A 24051-nucleotide genomic window follows, 5' to 3' on the forward strand; every position below is an offset into this window, starting at 1 on the left:
AGCAGGTCGCCGGGTGGCCGCCCTACTGCCTAATTCCCAAGACCCAAGCCCTTACCTGCCCGGCCGCTGCGTCATCGCGCTCGCCGGGGCCAGCTGCAGGCCGCGGGCGTCCATGTCGGCGGTCCAGCGGGCCACGGCCTCGACCGTCACCGGATAGCTGAAGCCTGTCCCCAGCGCCTGGCCACGGCCCTTGGCCAGGGCCTCCAGCGCGTTCAGCTGGGCCACGATGGCTGTTGGATTCTGCTCTTCGTCGATGATGCGGTTGGCGCTCGCCCGGGCCCAGGCCCCGGGCCGGCGGCTCATCGATCCGTCGTCGAGGAAGGCCACGCCGCGCTGGCGCAGGATGCTCATGAAGGCGTTCATGCCCGCGTCCGAGCTCGCGAACCGGTCGCCCATATAGTTGGTGACCCCGAAATAGCCGGTCGCCCGTCCCAGCAGCCAGTTCATCCGCGCCTGGATGTCGGCCGCCTCGGCCGAGGCCAGCAGGGTATGCGGGCCGGGGTCATTGTCGGGGTAGCCCGACGGCTCCATCGGCATTTCCAGCATGACCTCATGGCCCTGGGCGCGCGCCAGGTCGATCCAGCCCTGCAGGCCTTCGGCATAGGGGACGAAGCTCAGTGTCACCTCGGCGGGCAGCCGCTCGATGGCGGCGCGCGTGGTGACGGCGTTCAGGCCGAGGCCGCCGACGATAATGGACACCCGCGGCCGGCCATTCGAGCGGAACGGGCGGGCATAGGCCTGGGCCGGGACGCGGCCATCGGTGGCGATGGTCGGCAGCGGGCCGTTGGGGCCCGGCTGGCTCAGACCGGCGATGGGGGCCGCGGGCAGGGGGCTGGCGGCGACGCGTGGGGCGGTCACCGGCGCACCATTGCCCGACACTGTGGCACCGTTGGGCAGGGTGATCACGGCCTCGCCGCCCAGGGCGGGATCGACGGTGCCGCCGTCTGCGGCGAGGTCCTGCCAGGAGCCGTAGGCGCCCACCGAGAAGGCTTCCAGACCGCTCGGGGCTGGAGCCGCCACCGGCGCTTCGCGCTTCAGCGCGGCGCGGGCCGAGGGGGCACCGGCGCGCGGGTCACCCAGCACGGTGATGAACAGGGCGGCGGCGCCGAGCAGCAGCAGGCCGGCACCGGCGACGGCGACGGGCGGCTTCTTCAGGATGCGGCCGACGGGGGCGAGATTTTCACGCAGCGAACGGCGCACCGGTGGCGCTCCGGCGGTCGTGGCGAGAACAGACTGGCGCTTGGCGAACATGGGCAGGACTGGACGCTCGAACGGGGGTCCGCGAAGCGGACTCCTTCAGGCCTCACAGTGGCGGGCGTCGGTTAAGAAAGCCTAACGCGCCGTTATCCATGTGTCGTCCCTGGCCGCGTCAGTTTTCCGGCGCGGGCTCCGGCTCGCCCGCGGCCAGGGCGGTGCCCGGCTCGGTCACGACGATGCCCTCGGGCGCGGCCGCCAGCTGGGCCAGGTTTCCGCCCGCCCGCAGCACGTCGAAGGCCCGTTCCAGCTGATAGTCCTTGTCCTCGGGCCAGCCTTCGCCGGGGGCCTCGTGCGGGGTGTGCGGTCCCTTGCGCTCGGCCCCGATGGAGGCGTCCAGCGCCGTGGCGTAGGCGGCTTCGGAATAGATGAAGTTCGACCGGGACACGATCCGGGCCTCGGCCAGCGAGCGCGACACTTCCAGATCGGGCTCGATGCCGATCTTCTGGATCGAGGCCCCCGAGGGCGTGTAGTAGCGCGCCGTCGTGATCGACAGGGCACCGTCGGCGCCGTTGCGCAGCGGAATGACGGTCTGGACCGAGCCCTTGCCGAAGCTGGTCAGGCCCACGATCGTGGCCCGCTGGTGGTCCTTCAGGGCACCGGCGACGATCTCCGAGGCCGAGGCCGAGCCGTAGTTGATCAGCACCACCAGGGGCAGGCCGCCGGTCAGGTCGCCCGGCCGCGCGCCGTAGCGCTGGATCTGGTCGGCCTTGCGCCCGCGCTGGCTGACGATTTCGCCGCGTTCCAGGAAGGCGTCGGAGACCGCGATGGCCGCGTCCAGCAGGCCGCCGCCATTGTTCCGCAGATCCAGCACATAGCCCTTGATGCCGGGGTTCTCGGCCTTGAGGCGGGTGATGGTCTCGCCCAGTTCGCGGCCGGTGTTCTCGTTGAAGGTCGAGACGCGCAGATAGGCGAAGTCGCCCTCGATGCGGCCGGTGACGGATTCGATCTTGATGACCTCACGCGTCAGGGTCACCTCGCGCGGCTCCTCGCCGTCGCGCAGGAAGGTGACCTGAACCGAGGTGCCGACGGCCCCGCGCAGTTTCTCGGAGACCTGGCTCACGGTCAGGCCCGCGGCGCTCTGGCCCTCGATGGAGGAGATGACGTCCCCGGCGTTGACGCCGGCGCGGGCGGCGGGCCCGCCGTCCATGGGCGAGATCACCTTCACCAGACCGCCCTCGGCCTGGATGGTCAGCCCCACGCCCGAATAGGCGCCCGAGGTCCGCTCCTGAAGCTCGTCGAAACCGGCCGGCGGCAGATAGTTCGAATGGGGATCCAGCGCCGACATCATGCCCTGCAGCGCCGCCTCGATCAGCTTCTTGTCGTCGACCGGGACGACATAGGCCTGTTCGACGATGCCCAGCACATCACCGAACAGCGCCAGCATCCGGAACGCCTCGTTGCGCGGGGTCTGGCCTGTCGCGCTCGCGGCGCCCAGCCCCACCAGGGTCACGGCGGCGGCGCCAACCAGCAACAATTTACGCATCGGGGTTCTTTCAGCGGACAGGGAGGCGGCTCTTGGTCGGGCAGTTACGGACCGACCGGCGACGAAATCGTGGCCGATCGGCGATTCCCGGATAAAATCAGCGTCATCGGCGGATGGGAAGCAGTTTCGCTGAAGGGGTGATTGGTGGTTGGTGGCTGGTGACTGGCAGGTTCCAGAACAGGCACCCGGCCCGCGAACCCGAAAATCACCAATCACCAATCACCAATCACCAATCACCAGCCACCAGCCACTCACCTCAACCAGGGCTCCGGATCGATCGGCCGCTCGTCGCGGCGCAGTTCGAACGCCGGCTCGCCGTCCGCGCCGGTCCGGCCCAGGCTCTGGCCGTCCACGACACGGTCGCCGGCCTCGACCGAGACCTCATCCAGCCCGGAGATCACCGCGCGCCAGCCGGGGCCGAGGTCGAGGATCACGACCTGCCCCCAACCGCTCAGCGGCCCGACGAAGGCGACCTGCGCCGCGGCAGGGGCGCGGACCTCCGCGCTGCCGGCGCGCCAGCTCCAGCCGCTCGACCCTTGGCCGAAACGCCGCGACGGCGCGCCCTCGACCGGCGGGGACAGACGGCTGCGTCCGGCGGGCAGGCGGGCCGAGGCCGGCTCTACCTCGGTCCCGGGCGGCGGGACGGCGGCACCCAGCGAGCGCAGCCGGGCCTCCAGCACGCGAGCGGCCGTTTCAGCGCCCTCGGCCTCGGCCTTCAGCACCGCCTGAAGCCCGGCCTTGCGCCCGGTCAGGGCCTCGATTTCGGCGCGCCGGTCGCCCCGGGCGCTTTCGGTGGTGAACAGCTGTTCGCTGTTCAGCGCGCTGAGCCGGCGGACCCGGACCACCTCGGCCTGACGGTCGGCAAGGCCCTGGGCCTGGGCCTGCAGCGCCGGCGCCATGGCGCGCATCAGTATGGCGGCCCGCACGGTGTCCACGGCCTTGTCGGCGGGGACCAGCAGCGGCGGCGGCGGGCGTCGGCTCATCATCTGCAGGGCGGACAGCAACCGGCCCTGCCGGCCCCGTGCCCGGGACAGCTGGGCCACCAGCGCCGCCTCGCGGGCGCTCAGCTCGCGCAGCCGGGCCCGCTGGCCGGCGATGACGGCGTCGTCCTGTCCGACCGCGGCGCGCAGTTCGGTCAGCTGGCCCTCCAGCCGGGCGATCTCGCGGGCGGCCTCGGCGGCCTCCGCGCGCAGGCGCAGGGCGCGGGCGCGCTCGTCACGGAACTCGGCCTGCAGCCGGCCGACCTCGGCCGCCGGCGGCGACTGGCGCGCGATCGCCGCCACAGGCAGGGCAATCAGGCTCAGGCAGAAGATCAGGATCGGGGCGCGCATCAATCCCGATGATAGGGTGATCCGGCCAGAATGGTCACGGCGCGATACAGCTGTTCCGCCAGCATCGCCCGCGCCAGCGCATGCGGCCAGGTCTGCGGCCCGAAGGCGAGGGTTGAGCCTGCCGCCGCCCGCACGCTCTCATCCAGCCCGTCGGCCCCGCCGATAGCGAACACCAGCCGCCGCTCGCCGCGATCCCGCAGCAGGGCGATATGGTCGGCGAAGGCGCGGCTGGAGAAGGTCTTGCCGCGCTCGTCGCAGGCGATCAGATGCGCCCCTTCGGCGGCCTTCAGGATCAGCTCGGCCTCGGGTGCCTTGCCCGGCTTGCGCGGTTCCAGATCGACCAGCTCGAGCGGGCCAAGACCGAGGGCCCGACCGGCCAGGGTGGCGCGCTCGGCATAGTCGGCCGCCAGCACGGCCTCGGGTCCCCGCCCCGGCTTGCCGATGGCGATGACGGCCAGCTTCATGGGGTCAGGACTTCGGGCTCAGGAGATCAGGCGCGCGCGTCGACGCGGTGGCCGCTCTCGACCGACCAGATCTTCTCGATGTTGTAGAAGGCGCGCACTTCCGGGCGGAACAGGTGGACGATGACGTCCCCCGCATCCAGCAGCACCCAGTCGCAGTGCGGCAGGCCCGAAACCTTGACCTTGCCGAGACCGGTTTCCTTCAGCGTGCGCTGCAGGTGGTCGGCCAGGGCGCCGACGTGACGGTGCGACCGCCCGGAGGCGATGATCATGGTGTCGGCCATCGGGCTTTTGCCCTTCAGGTCGATAAGGACGATGTCCTGGGCCTTGTCGTCGTCGAGACGCGACAGGATGGCCGTTTCCAGAGCGGTGGAGCCGACGGGAAGGGGAGCCTGCGGACCGTCGGATTGGATGGGCTCGAATTCGTCCATCTCGTGCGCCGTGTTGGCGGCGTCTTGCGCGTCGTGCGCGGGCGAGGGGGTCAGCGGAGGGCTCCGGGGAGATTACTAAAGCGGAAGCCTATCACAAACGCGCGGCGGCGTCACGCGCGGCCCGCAGCGCCGTTGAGGATCGGGGATTCAGCGGGGCCGTCAGATAGGTCCAAGCGGGCGCGTCGAGTGCCGGCACCAGTCGCGCACGGGCGGCCGGAACCCGCGCGGAGGCGAAGCGCGCGGCGGCCGGGGCGGTGCGGCTGTCCAGCTGGCTGCCCGGTCGGGCGATCACCGCCATGGGCATCATCCGCATGATGTCGGTCCAGCCGCGCCATTTGTGAAAGCCGGCCAGATTGTCCGACCCCATCAGCCAGACAAAGCGCACGCCGGGGTGCCGGGCCGTCAGGGCGCGCAGGGTGTCGACGGTCCACTGCGTGCCGATCCGGGTCTCGAAATCCGACACCACCATGGACGGCCCCGCCGCCGCCATGGCCGCCGCGGCCCGCGCCGAGGCCATCCGCTCGGCCAGCGGCGCACTGTCGCGGGCGTCCTTGAGCGGGTTCTGCGGTGACACCAGCCAGATCACGCGGTCCAGCCCCAGCCGCCGCATGGCCGTCTCGGCGACATGGGCGTGGCCGTCATGGGCCGGATTGAATGAGCCGCCGAACAGACCGACGGCCATGCCGGGCGACAGGTCCAGCCCATCGCGCAGGGCGCCGGGTCTGGGTCCTCTGGCCTTGGGCGCGGGTCCGGCGTGGAAGAAGGGCAAGACGGGCTCGCGGGGGCTTATGCTCACAAGGGAGCTAACACGCCGCCCCTCCCGTGTCGCCTGCGATCAACGGCCCAATTTTTTGCATGGGCCGGAAATCCTGACGCTCCGTGTCAGGTGATGCGGAACAGGGTGCCGATCTCACAGGAGACGCTCATGACCCTTTCCCGCCCCCGCCGCCGGTCCGTCCTGCAGGCCGCCGCCGCCCTGGCCGCTGCCGGCACCGTCCCCGCCTCGGCCCAGACGGCCCCGCTGCCTGCGCGAGCCGGCGAATTCGATTTCCTCTCCGGTGAGTGGCGGATCGCCCACCGCCGCCTGAAGGCGCCCGGCGACTGGGATGTCTTCGAGGGCGAGGCGACCTGCTGGAGCATCCTCGGCGGCGTCGCTCACGTGGAGGAGCTGCGCATCCCGGCGCGGGACTTCAGCGGCTTGGGTCTGAGAACCCTCGACGCCGCCAACGGCGTCTGGCTCGACTACTGGATGAACGCGAAAGTCGGCGTCCCGGGCGCGGCGGGGACGCCGGGCCGGTTCATCGACGGCGCCGGCAATTTCGATACGCCGGATACGGAAGACGGCCAGCCGGTGATCTATCGCGGCTGCTGGGACCAGATCACCGCTACCGGCTGCCGCTGGCGCCAGGGCGTTTCGCGCGACGGCGGAACGACCTGGGACTGGGGCTGGATCATGGAATGGACGCGGGTCGCCTGAAGGCGATCAGGGCGCCCAGCCGCCGGGCGTTTCCATGACGGTCTCGTCGGTCTCGGCCGGCGCGATCTCGCCGCGATCCTTGCGGACCTCGGTCCAGGCGGCGCGCAGCAGTTCGGTCACGCCTTCGCCCGACACGCCGGACACGAGCATGGGACGGCGGCCGGCGGCAGCCTCCAGCTCGGCGGCCTTCTCCTCGCGCGCCTCGGGCGTCAGGGCGTCGACCTTGTTCAGGGCCAGGACCTCGGCCTTCTCGGCGAGGCCGGCACCATAGGCTTCGAGCTCGTTGCGGATGGTGTGATAGGCGCCGGCGACATCGTCCTGCGTCCCGTCGATCAGATGGATCAGACAGCCCGACCGCTCAACGTGGCCGAGGAAGCGGGTGCCCAGACCGGCCCCTTCCGACGCGCCCTCGATCAGGCCGGGGATGTCGGCGATGACGAACCGCTCGGTGGGCGACAGGTCGACCACGCCAAGGTTGGGCACCAGGGTCGTGAACGGATAGTCGGCGATCTTGGGCCGCGCCGCCGATGCCGCCGCGAGGAAGGTCGACTTGCCGGCGTTGGGCAGGCCGGCCAGGCCGACGTCGGCGATCAGTTTCAGCCGCAGCCAGATCCAGCGCTCCTGGCCTTCCTGGCCGGGGTTGGCATAGGCGGGCGCCTGGTTGGACGGGCCCTTGAAATGGACATTGCCCCAGCCGCCGTTGCCGCCCTTGAGCAGCATCTCGGTCTTGCCGGCGTAGTCCATGTCCAGCAGGACGGTTTCCTTGTCGTCGTCCAGCACCTGGGTGCCGACCGGGACCTTGAGGATGATGTCCTCGCCCTTGGCGCCGTGCATCTGACGGCCCATGCCGTGGACGCCGGTCTGGGCCTTGAAATGCTGCTGGTAACGGAAGTCGATCAGGGTGTTCAGGCCGTCCATGGCCGTGATCCAGACGTTGCCGCCATTGCCGCCGTCGCCGCCGTCGGGCCCGCCGTTCGGAATGAATTTCTCCCGCCGGAACGAGACGGCGCCCGCCCCGCCATTGCCGGAGCGGATATAGATCTTGGCCTGGTCGAGAAACTTCATCGCGGGATTTCTAAGTGGGCGCTAACGCTCGCGACGTGGTCGCTCGCTGCTTGAGGGCGGCTTATGCCTCAAGAGCACGGCGATTTACAGGCGAAGGCGGACGGTCGGCCTTAAACGGATCGTAAGCGTGGCCGGAACAGGGTGTCCGGGAATGTTCACGGAGAGATCAGAATGATCTCGTTGACGGCCGTTTCGGCCTCGCCACTTCCCGCCTGGCGTACCCCGTTGCCGGGCAGGTCCCGGCCCGCCGCGGAGGCGTCGCCGGGGTTCGGCCTCCCGTCCCTCTCCGATCTGCGCGACGCACAGAGGTCGATGCGGAAGGAGATGGCGGCAAGGAAGGTCCAGGCCGTGCGCGAACGCCGCGACGCCCTGATGCTGCTGGTGAAGATCGACCCGAAAGCGGCGCTGAAGATGACCGCCGCGCTGGCGAAGGAGCTCGGGTCGGCGGTGGCGGACTATGTCGAGGCTGGCGGCCGGAACGTCACCGACGGCGAGATGGCCCTGATGCGTCGGGACGCGATGGAGGCCCGCGAGGCGGCCGATACGGCGCTGAACGGCTTGCCCGCAGAGCCTGAAGAGTCCGGTGCGGAGGCGCGCGAGGTGCTGGCCGGGTCGGCACCCGCGGTCGTCGATGCTGAGCTGAAGCGGGCCCAGGCTGCCTATGCCGCCGCTTTCAGCGTCGCCGATGCGCGCGACGAGAGGGCCGACCGGGCGGAGGCCGTCCTCGGCGTGGCCGTGGCCGACCGCGGCTTCTTCCAGCAGGTGAAAGAGGCGCTCGCCGAGCTCAAGGAGGCGCGCGAGAAGATCAAGGCCAACTGGGCCCATCCGAGGGCACCGGGCCGGGACGACTGGAAAGAGGCCGACAAGGAGATGGCCGAGCTCGAGAAGGCCATCGACATGGCCCCGACCGGAACGCCGGAGCTGGCATCGACGGGCGCGTCGGTTCAGGCCTGAGCCCTCTCCCGTCAGGGAGAGGGCCCGGAAACCTCAGCCCTTGGCCCAGACGCCGAACGGATCGCTCCACGGCATGTCCAGCGCTTCGGCGACGGCCGGATAGGTCAGTTCGCCCTTCAGCACGTTCAGGCCGCGTGCCAGATGCGGGTTCTTCTTCAGCGCTTCCAGGCCATGGTCCGCCAGCGCGAGGCCGAAGGGCAGGGTGGCGTTGTTGAGGGCCTCGGACGACGTGCGCGGGGCGGCACCCGGCATGTTGGCGACGCAGTAGTGGACCACGTTGTCGATCACATAGGTCGGGTCTTCGTGGGTCGTGGCGTGGCTGGTTTCGAAACAGCCGCCCTGGTCGATGGCGACATCGACCAGCACCGAGCCGGGCTTCATCTGCTTGAGGTGCTCGCGCTTGATCAGCTTGGGCGCCTCGGCCCCGGGGACCAGCACGGCGCCGATGATGACGTCGGCCTTGACCATCTCCTCCTCGACCGCGCCGATCGAGGAATAGCGGGTGATGACGCGGCCGTTGGTGACCTCGTCGATATAGGCCATGCGCGGGATCGAGCGTTCGAGGACGACGACTTCCGCGCCGAGGCCCATGGCCATGCGGGCCGCGTTGAGACCGACGACGCCGCCGCCCAGAACCAGCACGCGCGCCGGAGCCACGCCTGGAACGCCGCAGAACAGCAGCCCCATGCCGCCGTTGTGCTTCAGCAGGGTCTCGGCGGCCGAGAAGACGGCGATCCGGCCGGCGACTTCGGACATCGGCGCCAGCAGCGGCAGGCCCTTGCGGTCGTCGGTGACGGTCTCATAGGCGATGGCGGCGCATTTCGAGGCCAGCAGACCCTTGGTCTGCTCGGGATCGGGCGCGAGGTGCAGGTAGGTGAACAGGATCTGGTCCTCGCGGAGCATTTCCCACTCGACCTTCTGCGGCTCCTTCACCTTCACGATCATGTCGTTTTCGGCGAAGATGGTCTTGGCGTCGGAGACGATCTTCGCCCCGGCCTTCTTGTAGTCGGCATCCGTGAAGCCCGCGCCGAGGCCGGCACCGGTCTCGATCGAGACCGTATGACCGTGGGCGACGTATTCGCGCACCGCCGTCGGCGTCAGGCCGATGCGGTGTTCGTTCTTCTTGATTTCCTTCGGGACGCCGACGCGCATGACCGTTTCCTTCTGATCAGGACGGGCCGATCTACGGCGGCTCCGTTTCGGGCGGCAATCTAGCGGCGGTTTGACCGCAGGTTCCTGTTCTTTTCGTCGTGTGAACGCTGTAAAGTCGCAGAACCTGCGAAGGAGTGCGCTCTTGAAGACTGTTTCTGCTGTCGCCCTCGACGACACCGACCGCAAGATGATCCGCGCCCTGCAAGGCGACGGCCGCATGACCAACGCTGACCTGGCCCGGACGGTGAACCTGTCCGAGAGTGCCTGCCTGCGTCGGCTCCGGGCGCTGGAGGCCGCCGAGGTCATCAGCCGCTACGCCGCCATCATCAACGAACGCGCCGTCGGCCTGCCGATCAGCGTCTTCGTGACCGTGACCCTCTCGTCCCAGGCCGAGGCCTCCCTGACCGCCTTCGAGACCGCCATCTCAACGGTGCCGGAGGTGGTGGAGTGCTATCTGATGACCGGCGGCTCGGACTATCTGCTGCGGCTGGTGGTGCGCGACGTCGACGACCTGGAGCGCGTCCACTCCCGCGAACTGACCCGCATCCCCGGCGTGACCCGCGTATCCTCGAGCGTGGCCATGCGCACGGTGGTCAAGCGGGGTGCGCTACCGGTCTGATCTCAGCCTCGCCGGCCGCGCGCCACACCGATCACCGCCACCACCAGCCAGACCGCGCCGATGATCAGCAGCAGGTCGGCGACGGGCCGCGAGATGCTGTAGAGCTGATAGTCCTGCCAGCGGCCGACCGCGAACTCCGCCAGCCAGTTGGCCGCCGCGCCGATGATCAGCACCGCGACCGGCCAGACCAGCGGCTTGAGACGGCGCTGTTTCATGCGTGCTCCCGGCAAGGTCAGGACGCCGCAGGCGTCGGCTCAGCAACGCGCGTCACCCGGAACGGCTGCCACCGGCCATAGGTGGCCGAACGCCAGAGCCACTCCAGCGGTCCGAAGCGGAACCGCGCCAGCCACCACTGACTGAAGACGATCTGCAGGGCGAAAACGCCCACCGCCAGAAGCGTAAGCACCGTCGGACCCGAATAGGTCAGCAGCCCCAGTCCGAAGCCGTTGAGCACGAACAGATAGACCAGGCTGTGCGCCAGGTAGTTGGTCAGGGCCATCTGCCCTACGGCACCCAGCCCCGACAGCCGGCTGCGCCCTGCGTCCGACCGGCACAGCACGACGATCCCGCAGCCGTAGCCGAGGGCCAGCACCAGTTGCGAGGCACCCGTGACCAGCTCCAGCCCGAGACCGACCGGGCCTCTGGCCGCGAGGTCCAGGACCTCCATCAGCGGTCCCGCCGCGGCCATGCCCAGCCCGAGGGTCAACAGCCATGGCAGGGCGCGGCGGAAGCCGGCGGCGTATCGCGCGGTGTCCTGAAGCCAGCCCTGCCGATAGATCCAGGCCCCCAGCAGGAAGCGGCCCAGGATCGTGCCCAGCAGCGAATATCCCAGCGGGGAATAGTAGAACTCCGGCCCGGCCATGGTCAGGTTTTCACGCACGAAGGCGGCGTAGTCCCGTCCGAGTATGACGTCCCAGCGCCGCGTCATTCCGGCCTCGAGAAGCGCGAAGACCGCCGGTGCCTCCCCGGCGGGAGTCGTCGCCACAAACCAAAGCGTCGCGGCCGCTCCCGACGCGATCGCCAGGATGAGCCCCGGTACCAGCAGCAGCTTCGACGGCCAGCGCCGCGTCATCATCAGGACCAGCCCCATCAGCGCATAGGCGTGCAGGATATCCCCCGCGAAGATCAGCAGGAGATGCGCCACGCCGACCGCCAACAGGATCAGGACCCGCCTCAGGTAAATGGCCCCGGCGTTCGCACCGCGCGCCTCGGCGCGGTCGCTCAGGACCGCAAAGCCGAAGCCGAACAACAGCGAAAACAGCGCCTGCGCCTTGCCGTGGACCAGCCAGGTGCCCACCAGTCCGACGTAACGGTCGAGGGTCTCGCCAAAGAGGTGAACGACCCGCTCGTCAGAGACGATGTAATCGAAATAGCCGAACATGTTCATCCACAGCACCCCGAAGAGAGCGAGACCGCGGATGATGTCGAGCTCGCCGATCCGGTCGCGTCCGAGCACAGGATCGGACGCCGCGCTGAGGTCGGACGCTGAGGTCATTATGGCTTTCCCCCGATAGCGGGGTCAGCCTTAGGGCGAACCGTGTTCGGCGTCCATTATTGGGGCCATTGCCCTAGATCGCATCGAGGTCCCGCCCCTTTGTCTCCGGCAGCCAGATCAGGGCCACGACCGCGGCCAGGGCGGTGAAGGCGACCGAATACCAGAGGCCGAAATAGATGTTCCCGGACCAGGCCACGAGGGCGAAGCTGGCGGCGGGCAACAGGCCGCCGACCCAGCCGGTGCCGATGTTGTAGGGCAGGCTCATGGCGGTATAGCGCACCCGCGTCGGGAACAGCTCGACGAGGGCCGCCGCCTGCGGCCCGTACAGGGCCGTGGCCGCGACCATGAAGATCATCAGGATGCCGAAGACCAGCGGCATGTTGATCCGCGCCGGATCAGCCTTCGCCGGATAGCCGGCCTCGGCCAGCGCCGCCTTGATGCGGGTCTCGACCCCGGTGCGCGCGGCCTTCAGGGCGACGGCGTCCATGCCGGCTCCCTCGACCGAGGCGACCTCGATCCCCCCGACCCGGACCATGGCGATGGAGCCCGGCGCGGCCTCGGCGTTGCCGTAGGAGACACCGGCGTTGGACAGCACGCTCTTGGCGATGTCGCAGGAGCTGGAGAAGGCGGCCTTGCCGATCGGATCGAACTGCAGGGCGCAGGTGGCCGGGTCGGCGACCACAGTCACGGGCGCGGCGGCCTGCGCCTCCGCCAGCGCCGGATTGGCGGCCTTGGTCAGGGCGTGGAAGCCGGGGAAGAAGGCGACCAGCGCCAGGATCATGCCGAACAGCATCACCGGCTTGCGCCCGACCCGGTCCGACAGCCAGCCGAAGAAGACATAGAGCGCGGCCGAGGCGACGGTCACCATCAGCACCAGCTGGTCGACCGTATTGACGTCGATCTTGAGCACCCGCTCCATGAAGAACCGGGTGTAGAAATAGCCGCAGTACCAGACCGCCCCCTGGGCGATCATGATGCCGAACAGGGCGATCAGCACGAACCGGCCGTTGCCCCACTGGAGGAAGGCTTCCTTGTACGGCGCGCGGCGCTCGCCGCCTTCGGCCTCCATCCGCTGGTAAGCCGGGCTCTCGTTCAGCTTCAGCCGGATCCACAGCGACACGACCAGCAGCAGGGCCGATAGCAGGAACGGGATGCGCCAGCCCCATTCATCGAAGGCCTCGACGCCGACGATCTGGCGGGTGATCAGGATCACCGACAGGGCACCGATCAGGCCGAAGGCGGCGGTGGTCTGGATCCAGCCGGTCAGCAGGCCACGCTTCTTCGGCGGCGAATGTTCGGCGACATAGATGGCCGCCCCGCCATACTCCCCGCCGAGCGCGAAGCCCTGCAGCACGCGCATGATCAGCAGCAGTATGGGCGCGGCCAGGCCGATCTGGCCGTAGTCGGGCAACAGGCCGATGGCCACGGTGGCCACGCCCATCAGGGTGATGGTCACGAGGAAGGTGGTCTTTCGCCCCGTCCGGTCACCGAACCAGCCGAACACCAGCGCGCCCAGCGGCCGCACGATGAAGCCGAGGCCGAAGGTCAGCAGGGCGAGGATGTAGGCGACGGTCTCGCCGGCGTCGGCGAAGAAGTGGCGCGCGATGACGGTGGCCAGGGAGCCGAAGACAAAGAAGTCGTACCATTCAAAGGCGGTGCCGGCGGCTGATGCCACCACGACCGTCTTCAGGCTCGGCTCCGCCCTCGTCTCAACCGCTTCCGTCATCGATCGCCTCCCCGCGTCGTCATGGCGTCTCTGCGGACGCCTCCGGGGGGATGCTAGACGGCGTTGCGGGCCGCGCAAATAGCGAAGGCCCGCCGGCGGGGGGATGCCAGCGGGCCTTCTTCAACCGAACCGCGCGTCGGGGGGGAATCGCGGTCGGGAAGGGGGTGTCTAGTTCTTCGCGTCTTCGGCGGCGCCGGTGACGGCCTGGCCGGCGGCGGAGGCGTCGCGGCCCACGCCGGAGACGGTGTTGCAGGCCGCAGTGGTCAGGGCGGCGGCAGCGGCGAACAGGACAAAAATCTTGCGCATCGAGAGAACTCCTTCAGGCCGGGGGAGGCGGCGTCTGGAGTATCAACGTCGTGACGGCGCGGCGGTTCCAAGGTCGGCCGGATCGGTGGGGATGACCGCTTCCGGGGTGGCGAAGGTCATGCGGGCGATGGTGCCGCCGCCCTCGGCCGGGACCATCTCTGCCGTTCCCCGAAGCTGCTTGGCGAAGGCCCCCATCAGGGTGCGCCCCACGCCGGCGCGGAAGGTTTCGCTGACGCCCGGTCCGTCGTCCTGGACTTCCAGCACGCTGGTCTCGCCCTGGACGAAGAAGCGGACCTTGAGGTCGCCGCCGCGCCCGGTGAAGGCGTGTTTCTGGGCATTGCTCACAGCCTCGACCAGCCACAGGGCCAGCGGTGCCAGCTTGTCGGGGTCGACGACCAGGGAGTCGGCCTCGACCGATGAGGTGACCAGCTGGCCCCGTCCCGATTCGCTGGCGACCAGCTGTCCGACCAGTTCGGTCAGGAAGATGCGGGCGTCGGCGTAGCGCAGGTCGTCGCTCTGGTAGAGGGTGCGGTAGATCAGGGCGAGCGCCGAAATGCGCTGACGCGTATCGCCGACCGCCGCCTTCGACGCCGGATCGGTCAGGGCCCGCTGCTGCATCGACAGCAGGGACGAGATGATCTGCAGATTGTTCTTCACCCGGTGGTGGATCTCGCGCATCAGCGCGTCCTTCTCCTCCAGCGAAGCGGTCAGGGCGGCGTCGCGGGCGACGATGGACTCGGCCAATTCGTCGAGGGTTCGCGCCAGGACCCGGATTTCGGCCGGCGCGTTCATGGCCTGGACGGGACGCACCGAGAACCGGCCCTTGGCATAGATGGCCGCCACCCGCTCCAGATAGTTCAGCCAGCGGATCACGACCCGTTCGCTGACCCACATGACCGCTGTGAAGGCCAGGAACCAGGCCAGCAAGGGCATGAACAACGCACCGACGGGGTTCAGCCGTGCCCAGGACAGCAGGCCCGGTGCCGGTGCCGAGAGCAGGGCGTAGACGTCGCGGCCGGCTAGGGCGGCTCCCGCATAGACCCTGTGGCGTCCAGCGGCGTCGTCGGCCTCGAAGATCGCCGAGGCGTCGCTGCGCGCACGCTCGACCCAGCCGGCCAGCGGTTCGCCGCGGGTCAGGGTGAAGGCCTCAAGGTTGGTGGCGGTCAGCAGCCGTCCGTCGGCATCGGTGAGCGCCGCCTGCGAGCCCGCCGGAAGGGAGGGATCGTCCAGGTCGGGTTGCAGGCTGGACAGGGGGATCAGGGCGACCATCGCACCGTCGAACCGGCCCATCGGCCGCTCCAGCCGGGTGGCCACGATCAGGCCGGGCGGCTGTCCGGCCACCGCCGGCGCACGCGCCAGAACCGTGCCTTCGCCGCTGCGCAGGCGTGCGAACCAGGGCGTGGACCTTGCCTGGCTCAACCACGCGGGCGGCGCGGCGCCGAGGCTCTCGGACGCGCAGGCTGTGGTGCCGCTTGCGGTCAGTCGCGCCAGTCCGTCCAGATCCTCGAGCCGGGCGACCAGATCGCTGAGCCTCGGCTCGCAGAAGATTTCCAGCGCCTCGGGGCGCAGGGCGATCAGCAGGACACCGGTGCTGTCCAGCTGCGCCTTGGCATTGGCGGCGCTGCGTTCGGCGGCCAGTTGCAGATCGGACCGACGGTCGGCGTCCTGGGCCCGGAAGGCCGCCTGCGCCTGAAAGCCGCCGAGGATCAGCAGGGGCAGGAGGGCAATGGCCAGCCAGAGCCCCAACCGGAAGCGGATGCCCTGGAACCTTGCGGGGCCCAGGCCCCGACCCATTCCCCTGGCGATCGCGCGGCCGAACCTGACCACAGCGTCAGCCTTGCCTCGCGCTGCTCAGACGGTCCGCGGCCGCGAGGATGGAGCGCATGGCGTCGCCCGCGGCGCGGCCGTCGCGCGCATATCCGCCCCGTTCCAGCGTCGCCTGCAGGGCCTTGCGGGCCCGCGACACGCGGCTCTTCACGGTTCCTACGGCGCACTGGCAGATTGCAGCGGCCTCTTCATAGGCGAAGCCGCCGGCGCCCACGAGGATCAGCGCCTCGCGCTGCTCTTCGGGCAGGGTGCCGAGGGCCAGGCGCAGTTCGTCCAGCGCCACCGGGGACTCCGGATCATCGACCGCGACCAGGGTCCGTTCAGCGGCCTCCTGGTCCAGCTGCGTCTGGCGCCAAGAGCGGCGCTTTTCGGAGTAGAACTGATTGCGCAGGATCATGAAGGTCCACGCCTTCATGTTCGTGCCCATCTGATAGCTGGCGCGCGCATCCCACGCCTTCATCATGGCGTCCTGGGCCAGGTCGTCGGCCGCCGTCGGGTCACCCGTCAGGGTCCGCGCGAAGGCGCGCAGATGCGGGATCAGCACGACCAATTCCCGCTTGAAGGCGTCGTCGTCCGCTGAAGGGGGTTTGGGCGGCGGGCTGGAGGCGCCGCTCATTCGCCGTTCCCTTCGGCCGAGCGCGCGTCGGCCCGGCGCAGAATGTCCAGAAACTCGTCGGGAACGGGCTCGTTCACGATCTCGTCGAACATGTGACGCAGTTTGACGCCGATCGCCTGCTGGCGAAGTCGGGCTTCCTCCAGGCTTGCGCCGCCCTTGGGAGGCTTGCCGGGGGGATTGGAATTATCTGTCATTGAAAAAACGGCCGCCACCCTGACGATAGTTGTTGCGAGTGCCGGAACGCCGCCCCGCAGGCCCGGTTCCTAGGGAATCGGGAATTAATGCTCAAGCTTGAGCGCCGAAGCGGAACCGTGACCGATTTGATACGTTGAGGGGCACTGCAGCGGCTCCAGGGTGGGAGCCGTAATCGTCGGGGATTTGATACATGAGCCTGCTGGCCCGCCTTGCGCCGCATCTGCCTTACGTCCGTCGTTACGCGCGCGCGCTGACCGGCGACCAGACCACGGGCGACAACTACGTCCGTGTTGCCCTGGAGGCCCTCGCCGCCGGTGAACGCCAGCTGCCGGCCGAGATGACGCCGCGCGTGGCGCTCTATCACGTCTTCCACGCCATCTGGACCACCACCGGTGCCCAGCTGGAGGACAAGAGCGGCCTCGACGGCCGGGACGATGATGCCTCGCGCCGTCTGATGCGGATCGCGCCCCGCTCCCGCCAGGCCTTCCTGCTGACGGCGCTCGAAGGCTTCACCCCCTCCGAAGCTGCGCAAATCCTCGACGCCGACGCCCATGACGTCGAGCGGCTGATCTCGGAAGCCCAGACGGATATCGACGCCGAACTGGCCACCGATGTCCTGATCATCGAGGACGAGGCCATTATCTCGGCCGACATCGAAAGCCTGGTCCGGGAGCTCGGTCACCGGGTCACCGGCACCGCCACCACCCATGATGAGGCCGTCGACGCCGTCGCCCGCCATCGCCCGGGTCTGGTCCTGGCCGATATCCAGCTGGCCGACGGTTCGTCGGGCATCGACGCGGTCAAGGACATCCTCAAGCGGATCGACGTGCCGGTGATCTTCATCACCGCCTTCCCCGAGCGGCTGCTGACCGGCGAGCGGCCGGAGCCGACCTTCCTGATCACCAAGCCCTTCCAGCCGGAAACGGTGAAGGCGGCGATCAGCCAGGCGCTCTTCTTCCACCCGTCGCGCCAGAAGGCGGCAGCCTAGGGCCTCGCCAGGAACAACAGGAAAAGCCCCGGTCGCAGGACCGGGGCTTTTTCGTATGGCCCTACTGCGGCGCGGGGGTCGGCGCCGGGCCGGAGTCGTCAAAGGCCCGAACATCCACGGGCTGCGCGCCTGTGTTGGCATTGGTGTCAGCGAAGCCGCCCTGGCTGACGAACCACATGCCCAGCAGCAGTACGGCGACGGCCGACAGGGACACCATCAGAATGACGAAGATGCGCCGGCCCTTGCCGCCCCCGCGAACATACTGGGCTTCGACGGGTCGGCCTTCATGGACCGCGTCGGCGGCCTTGTCGTGAGGCGATGGGTGGGTCATGGCCGGCGCTCCGCAGGTGATGGTTCTGACCTGCTGAACGCGGCGCGAACCGCCGCCGTTCCGGCACGGCGCGATGCGCAAAAAAAGATTCAAACAGGCGGGAACCCCCGGCGGACTTCACCGTTAGGTCTTTGCGGAGGCGGCGACGCCCCCCCGACTTGAGGCTGGTGCAAGCCAGCCTGTCGCCTCCGCGCCTCATTCTCGATGATGCCACTTCAAGGCGGACCTTCTGGTCCGCCTTTTTCTTTGCCCCGGCTGGACAGCGGGCCGCGGCATGCAGACTATGCGGGTTCACAAAGAAAACCCCATACAGACCCGGAGATGGCCATGGCTCGCGTGAATCGTCAGTGGGTGTTGCGCCAGCGGCCCAAGGGTCTGATCCAGCCGGGGGATCTGGAGCTGGTCGAGGCGCCGGTTCCCGCCCTGAACGAATCCCAGGTGCTGGTCCGGACCGTCTATCTGTCGCTCGATCCCACCAACCGCACCTGGATGAACGACGCCGAGGGCTATCTGCCGCCGGTACCGATCGGCGGCGTCATGCGCGGCCTGACCCTTGGCGTGGTCGAGGAAAGCCGGTCCAGCCGGTTCCGGGCCGGGGATGTGGTCACGCCGATGTCTGGCGGCTGGGCGGACTACGCCGTGGTCAATGAGATGGAGTTGCGACAGGTCCATCGCGCGGCGGGCCTGCCGCTGACGGCGAACCTCAGCGTGCTCGGCATGACCGGGATGACCGCCTATTTCGGCGTCACCGACGTGCTCAAGGCCAAGGCCGGCGAGACGCTGGTGATCTCCGCCGCCGCCGGCGCCGTGGGTTCGATCGCCGGCCAGGTGGCGAAGGCGCGTGGCTGCCGCGTGATCGGCATCGCGGGCGGCGCTGACAAATGCCGCTGGCTGACCGGGGAACTCGGCTTCGACGCCGCCATCGACTACAAGAATGAGGATGTCGGCGAGGCGCTGGACCGGCTCGCACCCGACGGGATCGATCTCAATTTCGAAAACGTCGGCGGCGACATCATGATTGCTGTCTACAACCGGCTGAAGACCCACGGCCGGATGGCGGTCTGCGGCCTGATCTCGGCCTATAACGCCACGAAGATGCCGCCGTCGCCGAACTTCAGCCGGATCATCACCCATCGCCTCAACATCCAGGGCTTCCTGGTGCTGGACTACGCCCACCGCGCCCGCGAGATGGTCACCGAGATGGGCCCCTGGCTGCAGAGCGGCGAGGTCAAGTGGAAGGTCCACGTCGACGACGGTCTCGAAGGCGCGCTGGACTCGCTGAACCGCTTGTTCACGGGCGATCACGACGGCAAGCTGCTGGTCCGGGTGTCGGAAGAGCCTGCGGGCTGATAGGACCGATTGGATGACCGAACCGCTGCACGTCCATTTTGAAGATCTGGGCGTCGGCGAGGTCGTGCCCCTCGGCGCCTGTATGGTCGATGCCGGCGCGCTTGATGTCTTCGTCGAGCGGTTTCTGCCGGGCTGGGACCCGTCCTACGGCGCGCCCGACGCCATGGTCTACGCCCTGTGGAGCCGGCTGTTCGCCGACAAGGCCGCGGGCTGGGCCCAGTCCAAGGTGCTGGCTGTCGACGGCCTGCGCTATTTGCGGAACCCGCCTGCCGGCGAGCTGATGCGCGGACGGATGACCGTCATGGGCAAGGACCCGGTCGGCGACGAGAAGGGCATCGTCATCGCCCAGCACGACCTGCTCGACGAGGCCGGCCGTCTGGTCTTCTCGTGCCTGACCCGGGCGCTGCTCGCCCGCCGCTGATGCGATGGGCGCGGCTGGTGGCCAGTGTGAGCCGGACCTCTGCCCCGCCAGGGAAAAACCCCGCCCGGACGAACCGGACGGGGTTTTCTGTTCTTCGAAAAGCAGCTTGCGGCCGCGGACCAGCCGCTAGCCACCAATCACTCGCTTCAGGCGTTGCCGGCAGCCGGCTGCGCTGCGGCGGCCTTCTGGAAGGCCATGGCGATCAGACGATCCCAGCCCAGCAGCGACACCAGGTGGGCGTAGATCTGGCCCAGGGCGCCGTTGTCGCGCAGTTCGGCCAGCTTCTCGGCCGGCAGGGCCTTCAGCTTGTCTTCCGAGACGGCGAAATATTCCGCGATCTTCTGCGGCGCGGCGGCGGTGCCGTCGGGGTTGCGCGGCGTGAACACAGCCTCGCGGGTGTCGAACAGGTCCAGCTCGGTCAGCAGCTTGACGAAGGCGTCGGTGCGCTGACGCTCCAGTTCGAAATTGTTGCAGAACTCCATCGCCTGTTCGACGTAGGGCGAAGGCTTGCCGTCGATGAACAGCGGCGTGGCACCGCCGTCCTTGATGAAGGGGGCGTCGCGGTCGACGCAGAGAATCAGACGCTTCTGGACCTCGTCATTGGCGAAGACGAACGGATAGCGGCGCACATAGGCCGGGATGTAGGCCTCGGGGCGGAACTCGCCCGCGTCGCTGACGAACAGGTTCTCGCCGCCGCGCAGGGCCATGACGGCGACCGGCATCTTGGCGTCACCGACGAAGATCACCGGATAGGACAGGGCGGCCGGAGCGAACTCGGTCACGGTCAGCGGAACCAGATTGGTCGTGGCCACAAAGCCGTAGGGCTTTTCGACCGGATCAACACCGAGCGCGCCGTGGGCCTCGACCGACAGGGGCTCGGGCTTGCCATAGAACAGGACGTTGCCGGACAGGCCGGCGGTGGAGGTGGTGTCGGTCATGGACGCGAAACGAGCTCTCTTGATGAAGGAAGGCGCGTGTCTAGCGCAGACACGTCAAGGCGGCAAACCGGCTCTCCAATCCGGCGTAGCCCCTAGAACCGGTAGCTGATCCCGGCCCGGAAATTGCGCCCCGGCAGCGGTGCCCGGTCCTTCAGGAAGCTGACGTGCTCGCGTGCCTCCGTGTCGGTCAGGTTGTGTCCCTCGGCGAAGACGGAGATGTCCCGGTCGGCGAACGGACGCCAGACCCCCGACAGATTGACCATCGTATAGCCGTCGGTCCCGAGTTCGTAGGCGGCCAGCTGGTCCTGCTCCCCGACCCGCCGCACCTCGAGGGTCGCGTCGAACGGCGTCGAGGCCCAGAGCAGGCGTCCGCTCACGCTGTAAGGCGGAATGCGCGCCGCCGGACCCAGGTCGGTCTCGGCGTCCACGAAATCGACCGCGCCCTCGAAGCTCAGGGCCCGATCGGCGCTGGACCAGAGATCATAGCCGGCCTCGGCCTCGAAACCGCGGAACTCCGCCCCGGTCTGGACGAATTGGAAGATCGGGAAGCTCTCGCCGCCGTCCACGAACACTGCGCCGGTGTCCTGCTCATCGATGAAGCCGTCGTATTTCGAGGCATAGACGTGCAGGTCGCCATGGAACCGCCCGGCCTCATAGTGGACCGTGCCCTCAATCGTGGTGACGGTCTCATTGTCCAGGGTGACGTCGCCGGTCTCATAGACGCCGGTGGCGATGTGCAGGCCGTCGGCGAAAAGTTCGACCTCGGACGGCGCGCGCTCGTTGCGGGCCAGGCTGATCCCGAGGAACAGGTCCGCCGTCGGCTTGATGAAGGCGGCCGCCGAGCCTGACCAGTTGTCGAAATCGCGCTCGATCTCCGCTCCGCCGGACAGCGGCGTCGCGGTCACCGTGCGCCGGTCGTAGCGCAGACCGCCCTCAAGGCCCCAGCCGGTGCGGTCCAGCCGCTGGACGGTGTAGATCCCGGCCTCCTCGATCTCGCTGCCCGGGACAAAGGCTTCCGAGCCGATGGCCTCGAACGAGCGCGACAGGGTCTGGACCCCGATCGCGCCGTTCCAGCCGTCGCGGGTCCGCTGCACCAGGTCGGCGCGCGCTTCCCAGCCGTCGGACTGGAAGACGGTGCCCGGGTTGCCGGGGCCTTCGAATTCCGTGTGAGTGTAGTCGGCGTGCCCAAAGGACCCGGTCAGGCGTTGGAAGGGGCCGCCGTCGAGGGTCAGTTCGCCGCGCACGTCCTCGCGGGTCTGCTCCAGCTCGATGAAGACGTCTTCCTCCGCCACCACGCCATAGGTGCTGGACAGGTCCTTGATCGAGGCGCCGATGAAGCCGCGCGATCCGATCCACGACAGGCCGAGGCCCCGGCTGTCCAGCTCCGAAAAGCTGTTGGGCTGGGTCCCGCCCGGTCCGCGCGGAATCCCCTCGGCGTCGGCCAGCCGTTGCGAGATCGAGGGGGCGGGGATGTCGTAGTCGTCAGACTCCTTGCTGACGCCGTCGAGACTGACCACGACCGGCCCGAGGGCGAAGGCCAGGCGGCCGGCGACCGACCGGCCGTTGTCCACGCTCGAGGCCTGGGTCGAGATCGCGCCGTCGAGGCCGTCGGGCAGGGCGGTCGGGATGCGGTTGTCCAGCACATTGACGACGCCACCGATGGCCGTGCCGCCATAGGCCAGCGTCGCCGGGCCGCGCACGATCTCGATCCGGTTCGCCTCGGCCGGGTCCGTGGCCACCTGGTGGTCGGGCGAGACCGAGCTGGCATCGATCAGGCCGATGCCATTGGTCAGCACCTGCACCCGCGGCCCGCTCAGGCCGCGGATAACGGGTCGGCTGGCACCCGGGGCGAAATCGGTCGAGCGCATGCCGGGCAGACCGGCGACCAGATCACCGAGGGACGAGGCCGGGGCCGAGGCGAGGGCTTCCTCGCCGATGACCGTGGTCGCGATGGTCGTGGCTCGCGCGCTGATACCGTAGGGGGCGCCGGTGACGATGACCTCGTCCAGCTCCGTCGGGCGCGGCCCGTCCTGGGCGGCGGCGGCCCCGGCGAGGGCGGCCCAGCTTGCGGCGGTCAACAGGGCGGCGCGGGACACGACAGCGAGACTCATGGGGGACATCCGGACTAAAGCGAAGGTATGGTGTTATGAGATAACATCACGTCTCGTCAAGGGCCGGATGTTGCGGGACCGCCCCGGAAGCCCTAGCTCAGGGTCATGAGCGAAGCCTGCGGCCATCATCACGCGGACGGTCCTCCGGGAGCCGCCGACGTCGCCCGCGCCATCCAGGCGGCCGATCTCCGGCTGACCGCCGAGGGCGAGCGGATGACCCCGCCGCGCCTGCGCGTGCTGGAGCTCTTGCTGGCCGCCGGCGAGCCGGTGAAGGCCTATGACCTGATCGCCCGCTTCGGCGAGGACGGTCAGCCGGCCAAACCGCCCACCGTCTATCGCGCCCTGGAGTTTCTCGAACGCAAGGGTCTCGCCCACCGCATCGCCTCGATCAGCGCCTATGTCGCCTGCACCTCCGGCGCGGCCGATCACGCGGCGGCCTTCCTGATCTGCGACTGCTGCGGCGCGACGGCCGAGGTCTCCGCCCCGGTGGCCGGTGATCTGGGCCGGGCCGCCGAGGCCGCCGGCTACGCCATCCAGCGCACGACGATTGAGGCCCACGGCCGCTGTCCGGCCTGCCAGTAGGGCGCTGGCAATCGGCGTGCCGAGGCCCTATCTCCGCCCCATGGATGCGATCCGGCTTTCCCCGCCCCGACGTCTGAGCCTGCCGGTGTCGAACGACCGGGGCGAGGGCTTCATAAACGTGCTGGACTTCGGCGACCGCAAGCGGCCCGTGGATCTGGTCTTCGTCCATGCCAACGGCTTCAACGCCCTGACCTACCGCACCCTGCTGGCGCCCTTGTCCGGGTCCCTGCGCATCTGGGCCCCCGACCTGCGTGGCCATGGCAGCACGACCCTGCCGGCCGAGGGCGGCGATCGCCGCGACTGGCACGACCACCGGGACGACCTCGTCACCCTGCTGGACAGCCTCGACGGACCGCCGGTGATTCTGGCGGGCCATTCGATGGGCGGCACCTCGGCGCTTCTGGCCGCGGCCGAACGTCCCGACCGTGTCGGCGGCCTGGTCCTGTTCGACCCGGTGATCTGGAGTCGCTGGGTCGTGACGGCCTTCAAACTGCCGCTGCTGGACCGGCTCGGCTCGCGCATCCCGCTGGTCCGGAATGCCCTGCGGCGCCGCAAGGTCTTCGACAGTCGCGAACAGGCCATGGCCGCCTACCTGGGCCGCGGCGCCTTCCGCGGCTGGCCCGAGATGATGCTGGCTGACTATATCGCCGACGGCCTGATCGAGACGCCGGAAGGCTATACGCTCGCCTGCGACCCCGCCTGGGAGGCCTCCAACTATGCCGCCCAGAGCCACGATCCCTGGCGCGCCCTGAAACGCCTCGACTGCCCGGTGACCGTGCTCAAGGCCGAGGGGCCGGGTCCCTGCAGACTCCCGGAGAACCCGCGCGGCCTGCCCCACGTCACCGTCGGGACCGTGCCCGGCGGTACCCATTTCTTCCCCATGCTCCAGGCCGACATCGCCCGCGACGCCCTCTTCGACGCCGCCGTCTAGACCG

26 protein-coding genes are annotated in these 24051 nt (G+C 69.1%); 8 read left to right on the forward strand and 18 right to left on the reverse strand.

The features are described 5' to 3' along the window. Positions 1–51: 51 nt before the first annotated feature. The 6 genes from KB221_02120 to KB221_02145 form a co-directional block, all read right to left on the reverse strand. A complete protein-coding gene (locus tag KB221_02120) occupies positions 52–1251 on the reverse strand; it encodes a divergent polysaccharide deacetylase family protein (protein WIY69831.1) in 1200 nt (399 codons plus the stop codon). A gap of 118 nt (positions 1252–1369) precedes the next feature. Next, the gene (locus KB221_02125) at positions 1370–2740 is read right to left on the reverse strand and encodes a S41 family peptidase (protein ID WIY69832.1); all 1371 of its coding nucleotides are present in this window, start codon (positions 2738–2740) and stop codon (positions 1370–1372) included. Between the two features lie 251 nt (positions 2741–2991). Further along, positions 2992–4071 (reverse strand): peptidoglycan DD-metalloendopeptidase family protein, encoded by a 1080-nt coding sequence (locus KB221_02130; protein WIY69833.1) that lies wholly within the window; start codon positions 4069–4071, stop codon positions 2992–2994. Further along, positions 4071–4535, reverse strand: coding sequence for a 23S rRNA (pseudouridine(1915)-N(3))-methyltransferase RlmH (gene rlmH / locus KB221_02135; protein ID WIY69834.1), 465 nt, complete (start codon positions 4533–4535; stop codon positions 4071–4073). Before rlmH ends, KB221_02130 begins: the two co-directional genes overlap by 1 nt. A 26-nt stretch (positions 4536–4561) precedes the next feature. Then, positions 4562–4963: a ribosome silencing factor gene (gene rsfS, locus KB221_02140; protein ID WIY69835.1), complete on the reverse strand. Its 402-nt coding sequence runs from the start codon at positions 4961–4963 to the stop codon at positions 4562–4564. 91 nt (positions 4964–5054) lie between these two features. Continuing rightward, positions 5055–5732, reverse strand: coding sequence for a nicotinate-nucleotide adenylyltransferase (locus KB221_02145; GenBank protein WIY69836.1), 678 nt, complete (start codon positions 5730–5732; stop codon positions 5055–5057). A 156-nt stretch (positions 5733–5888) separates the two neighbouring features. Here KB221_02145 and KB221_02150 point away from each other — a divergent pair, with 156 nt between their 5' ends. Further along, positions 5889–6440: a hypothetical protein gene (locus KB221_02150; protein ID WIY69837.1), complete on the forward strand. Its 552-nt coding sequence runs from the start codon at positions 5889–5891 to the stop codon at positions 6438–6440. Positions 6441–6446: 6 nt separating this feature from the next. Here the strand turns inward: KB221_02150 and obgE are convergent, their stop codons facing one another. Next, on the reverse strand, positions 6447–7505 hold the full coding sequence (obgE, locus tag KB221_02155; GenBank protein WIY69838.1) for a GTPase ObgE: 1059 nt from the start codon (positions 7503–7505) through the stop codon (positions 6447–6449). A gap of 312 nt (positions 7506–7817) precedes the next feature. Here obgE and KB221_02160 point away from each other — a divergent pair, with 312 nt between their 5' ends. Next, the gene (locus tag KB221_02160) at positions 7818–8459 is read left to right on the forward strand and encodes a hypothetical protein (protein WIY69839.1); all 642 of its coding nucleotides are present in this window, start codon (positions 7818–7820) and stop codon (positions 8457–8459) included. 33 nt (positions 8460–8492) lie between these two features. Here the strand turns inward: KB221_02160 and ald are convergent, their stop codons facing one another. Then, positions 8493–9611: an alanine dehydrogenase gene (gene ald / locus KB221_02165; GenBank protein ID WIY69840.1), complete on the reverse strand. Its 1119-nt coding sequence runs from the start codon at positions 9609–9611 to the stop codon at positions 8493–8495. A gap of 187 nt (positions 9612–9798) precedes the next feature. Here ald and KB221_02170 point away from each other — a divergent pair, with 187 nt between their 5' ends. Next, positions 9799–10230 (forward strand): Lrp/AsnC family transcriptional regulator, encoded by a 432-nt coding sequence (locus tag KB221_02170; protein ID WIY70848.1) that lies wholly within the window; start codon positions 9799–9801, stop codon positions 10228–10230. Between the two features lie 2 nt (positions 10231–10232). Here the strand turns inward: KB221_02170 and KB221_02175 are convergent, their stop codons facing one another. From KB221_02175 to KB221_02205, 7 genes are all read right to left on the reverse strand, one after another. Then, positions 10233–10445 carry a hypothetical protein gene (locus tag KB221_02175; GenBank protein ID WIY69841.1) on the reverse strand — a complete coding sequence of 71 codons (213 nt, stop codon included), beginning with the start codon at positions 10443–10445 and terminating at the stop codon, positions 10233–10235. 17 nt (positions 10446–10462) lie between these two features. Beyond that, on the reverse strand, positions 10463–11725 hold the full coding sequence (locus KB221_02180) for a DUF418 domain-containing protein (GenBank protein WIY69842.1): 1263 nt from the start codon (positions 11723–11725) through the stop codon (positions 10463–10465). A 73-nt stretch (positions 11726–11798) separates the two neighbouring features. Then, complete coding sequence (locus KB221_02185; protein ID WIY69843.1) at positions 11799–13451, reverse strand: MFS transporter; 1653 nt, start codon at positions 13449–13451, stop codon at positions 11799–11801. 168 nt (positions 13452–13619) lie between these two features. Further along, positions 13620–13757 carry an entericidin EcnA/B family protein gene (locus KB221_02190; GenBank protein ID WIY69844.1) on the reverse strand — a complete coding sequence of 46 codons (138 nt, stop codon included), beginning with the start codon at positions 13755–13757 and terminating at the stop codon, positions 13620–13622. A gap of 42 nt (positions 13758–13799) precedes the next feature. Then, entirely contained in the window at positions 13800–15551 is a 1752-nt protein-coding gene (locus KB221_02195) for a sensor histidine kinase (GenBank protein WIY69845.1), read from the reverse strand. Between the two features lie 37 nt (positions 15552–15588). Further along, on the reverse strand, positions 15589–16200 hold the full coding sequence (locus KB221_02200) for a sigma-70 family RNA polymerase sigma factor (protein WIY69846.1): 612 nt from the start codon (positions 16198–16200) through the stop codon (positions 15589–15591). Beyond that, positions 16197–16394 (reverse strand): NepR family anti-sigma factor, encoded by a 198-nt coding sequence (locus tag KB221_02205; GenBank protein WIY70849.1) that lies wholly within the window; start codon positions 16392–16394, stop codon positions 16197–16199. The genes KB221_02200 and KB221_02205 overlap by 4 nt, the downstream gene beginning before the upstream one ends. A gap of 191 nt (positions 16395–16585) precedes the next feature. Here KB221_02205 and KB221_02210 point away from each other — a divergent pair, with 191 nt between their 5' ends. Then, the gene (locus KB221_02210) at positions 16586–17383 is read left to right on the forward strand and encodes a response regulator (protein WIY69847.1); all 798 of its coding nucleotides are present in this window, start codon (positions 16586–16588) and stop codon (positions 17381–17383) included. A 61-nt stretch (positions 17384–17444) separates the two neighbouring features. On the opposite strand, the gene KB221_02215 is transcribed toward KB221_02210, so the two are convergent. Continuing rightward, complete coding sequence (locus KB221_02215) at positions 17445–17714, reverse strand: hypothetical protein (GenBank protein WIY69848.1); 270 nt, start codon at positions 17712–17714, stop codon at positions 17445–17447. Positions 17715–18041: 327 nt separating this feature from the next. On the opposite strand from KB221_02215, the gene KB221_02220 reads away from it, so the two are divergent. Both KB221_02220 and KB221_02225 read left to right on the forward strand, forming a co-directional pair. Beyond that, positions 18042–19064, forward strand: coding sequence for an NADP-dependent oxidoreductase (locus KB221_02220; GenBank protein WIY69849.1), 1023 nt, complete (start codon positions 18042–18044; stop codon positions 19062–19064). 13 nt (positions 19065–19077) lie between these two features. Next, positions 19078–19485, forward strand: coding sequence for an acyl dehydratase (locus tag KB221_02225; GenBank protein ID WIY69850.1), 408 nt, complete (start codon positions 19078–19080; stop codon positions 19483–19485). Between the two features lie 146 nt (positions 19486–19631). Here the strand turns inward: KB221_02225 and KB221_02230 are convergent, their stop codons facing one another. Then, positions 19632–20423, reverse strand: coding sequence for a SapC family protein (locus KB221_02230; GenBank protein ID WIY69851.1), 792 nt, complete (start codon positions 20421–20423; stop codon positions 19632–19634). Between the two features lie 92 nt (positions 20424–20515). After that, the gene (locus KB221_02235) at positions 20516–22534 is read right to left on the reverse strand and encodes a TonB-dependent receptor (protein ID WIY69852.1); all 2019 of its coding nucleotides are present in this window, start codon (positions 22532–22534) and stop codon (positions 20516–20518) included. Between the two features lie 105 nt (positions 22535–22639). Between KB221_02235 and KB221_02240 the strand changes: the two genes are divergently transcribed. Together KB221_02240 and KB221_02245 are read left to right on the forward strand one after the other, a co-directional pair. Then, a complete protein-coding gene (locus KB221_02240; protein WIY69853.1) occupies positions 22640–23116 on the forward strand; it encodes a Fur family transcriptional regulator in 477 nt (158 codons plus the stop codon). 40 nt (positions 23117–23156) lie between these two features. Continuing rightward, positions 23157–24047, forward strand: a complete 891-nt coding sequence (locus KB221_02245; GenBank protein ID WIY69854.1) for an alpha/beta hydrolase — start codon at positions 23157–23159, stop codon at positions 24045–24047. Positions 24048–24051 lie beyond the last annotated feature (4 nt).

The sequence above is a fragment of the Aquidulcibacter paucihalophilus genome, assembly GCA_030285985.1.
Taxonomy (GTDB): Bacteria; Pseudomonadota; Alphaproteobacteria; order Caulobacterales; family Caulobacteraceae; genus Brevundimonas.

Excerpts from the sequence above, each read along its gene's own strand:
- KB221_02245 (WIY69854.1), top strand. The coding sequence starts at position 23,157 with ATGGATGCGATCCGGCTTTCCCCGCCCCGACGTCTGAGCCTGCCGGTG.
- KB221_02170 (WIY70848.1), top strand. The coding sequence starts at position 9,799 with ATGATCCGCGCCCTGCAAGGCGACGGCCGCATGACCAACGCTGACCTG.
- KB221_02185 (WIY69843.1), bottom strand. The coding sequence starts at position 13,451 with ATGACGGAAGCGGTTGAGACGAGGGCGGAGCCGAGCCTGAAGACGGTC.
- KB221_02175 (WIY69841.1), bottom strand. The coding sequence starts at position 10,445 with ATGAAACAGCGCCGTCTCAAGCCGCTGGTCTGGCCGGTCGCGGTGCTG.
- KB221_02240 (WIY69853.1), top strand. The coding sequence starts at position 22,640 with ATGAGCGAAGCCTGCGGCCATCATCACGCGGACGGTCCTCCGGGAGCC.
- KB221_02235 (WIY69852.1), bottom strand. The coding sequence starts at position 22,534 with ATGAGTCTCGCTGTCGTGTCCCGCGCCGCCCTGTTGACCGCCGCAAGC.
- ald (WIY69840.1), bottom strand. The coding sequence starts at position 9,611 with ATGCGCGTCGGCGTCCCGAAGGAAATCAAGAAGAACGAACACCGCATC.
- KB221_02160 (WIY69839.1), top strand. The coding sequence starts at position 7,818 with ATGCGGAAGGAGATGGCGGCAAGGAAGGTCCAGGCCGTGCGCGAACGC.
- KB221_02180 (WIY69842.1), bottom strand. The coding sequence starts at position 11,725 with ATGACCTCAGCGTCCGACCTCAGCGCGGCGTCCGATCCTGTGCTCGGA.
- KB221_02215 (WIY69848.1), bottom strand. The coding sequence starts at position 17,714 with ATGACCCACCCATCGCCTCACGACAAGGCCGCCGACGCGGTCCATGAA.
- KB221_02150 (WIY69837.1), top strand. The coding sequence starts at position 5,889 with ATGACCCTTTCCCGCCCCCGCCGCCGGTCCGTCCTGCAGGCCGCCGCC.
- KB221_02210 (WIY69847.1), top strand. The coding sequence starts at position 16,586 with ATGAGCCTGCTGGCCCGCCTTGCGCCGCATCTGCCTTACGTCCGTCGT.
- KB221_02225 (WIY69850.1), top strand. The coding sequence starts at position 19,078 with ATGACCGAACCGCTGCACGTCCATTTTGAAGATCTGGGCGTCGGCGAG.
- KB221_02220 (WIY69849.1), top strand. The coding sequence starts at position 18,042 with ATGGCTCGCGTGAATCGTCAGTGGGTGTTGCGCCAGCGGCCCAAGGGT.
- rlmH (WIY69834.1), bottom strand. The coding sequence starts at position 4,535 with ATGAAGCTGGCCGTCATCGCCATCGGCAAGCCGGGGCGGGGACCCGAG.
- KB221_02120 (WIY69831.1), bottom strand. The coding sequence starts at position 1,251 with ATGTTCGCCAAGCGCCAGTCTGTTCTCGCCACGACCGCCGGAGCGCCA.
- KB221_02205 (WIY70849.1), bottom strand. The coding sequence starts at position 16,394 with ATGACAGATAATTCCAATCCCCCCGGCAAGCCTCCCAAGGGCGGCGCA.
- KB221_02230 (WIY69851.1), bottom strand. The coding sequence starts at position 20,423 with ATGACCGACACCACCTCCACCGCCGGCCTGTCCGGCAACGTCCTGTTC.
- KB221_02125 (WIY69832.1), bottom strand. The coding sequence starts at position 2,740 with ATGCGTAAATTGTTGCTGGTTGGCGCCGCCGCCGTGACCCTGGTGGGG.
- KB221_02200 (WIY69846.1), bottom strand. The coding sequence starts at position 16,200 with ATGAGCGGCGCCTCCAGCCCGCCGCCCAAACCCCCTTCAGCGGACGAC.
- KB221_02190 (WIY69844.1), bottom strand. The coding sequence starts at position 13,757 with ATGCGCAAGATTTTTGTCCTGTTCGCCGCTGCCGCCGCCCTGACCACT.
- obgE (WIY69838.1), bottom strand. The coding sequence starts at position 7,505 with ATGAAGTTTCTCGACCAGGCCAAGATCTATATCCGCTCCGGCAATGGC.
- KB221_02130 (WIY69833.1), bottom strand. The coding sequence starts at position 4,071 with ATGCGCGCCCCGATCCTGATCTTCTGCCTGAGCCTGATTGCCCTGCCT.
- KB221_02195 (WIY69845.1), bottom strand. The coding sequence starts at position 15,551 with ATGGGTCGGGGCCTGGGCCCCGCAAGGTTCCAGGGCATCCGCTTCCGG.
- rsfS (WIY69835.1), bottom strand. The coding sequence starts at position 4,963 with ATGGACGAATTCGAGCCCATCCAATCCGACGGTCCGCAGGCTCCCCTT.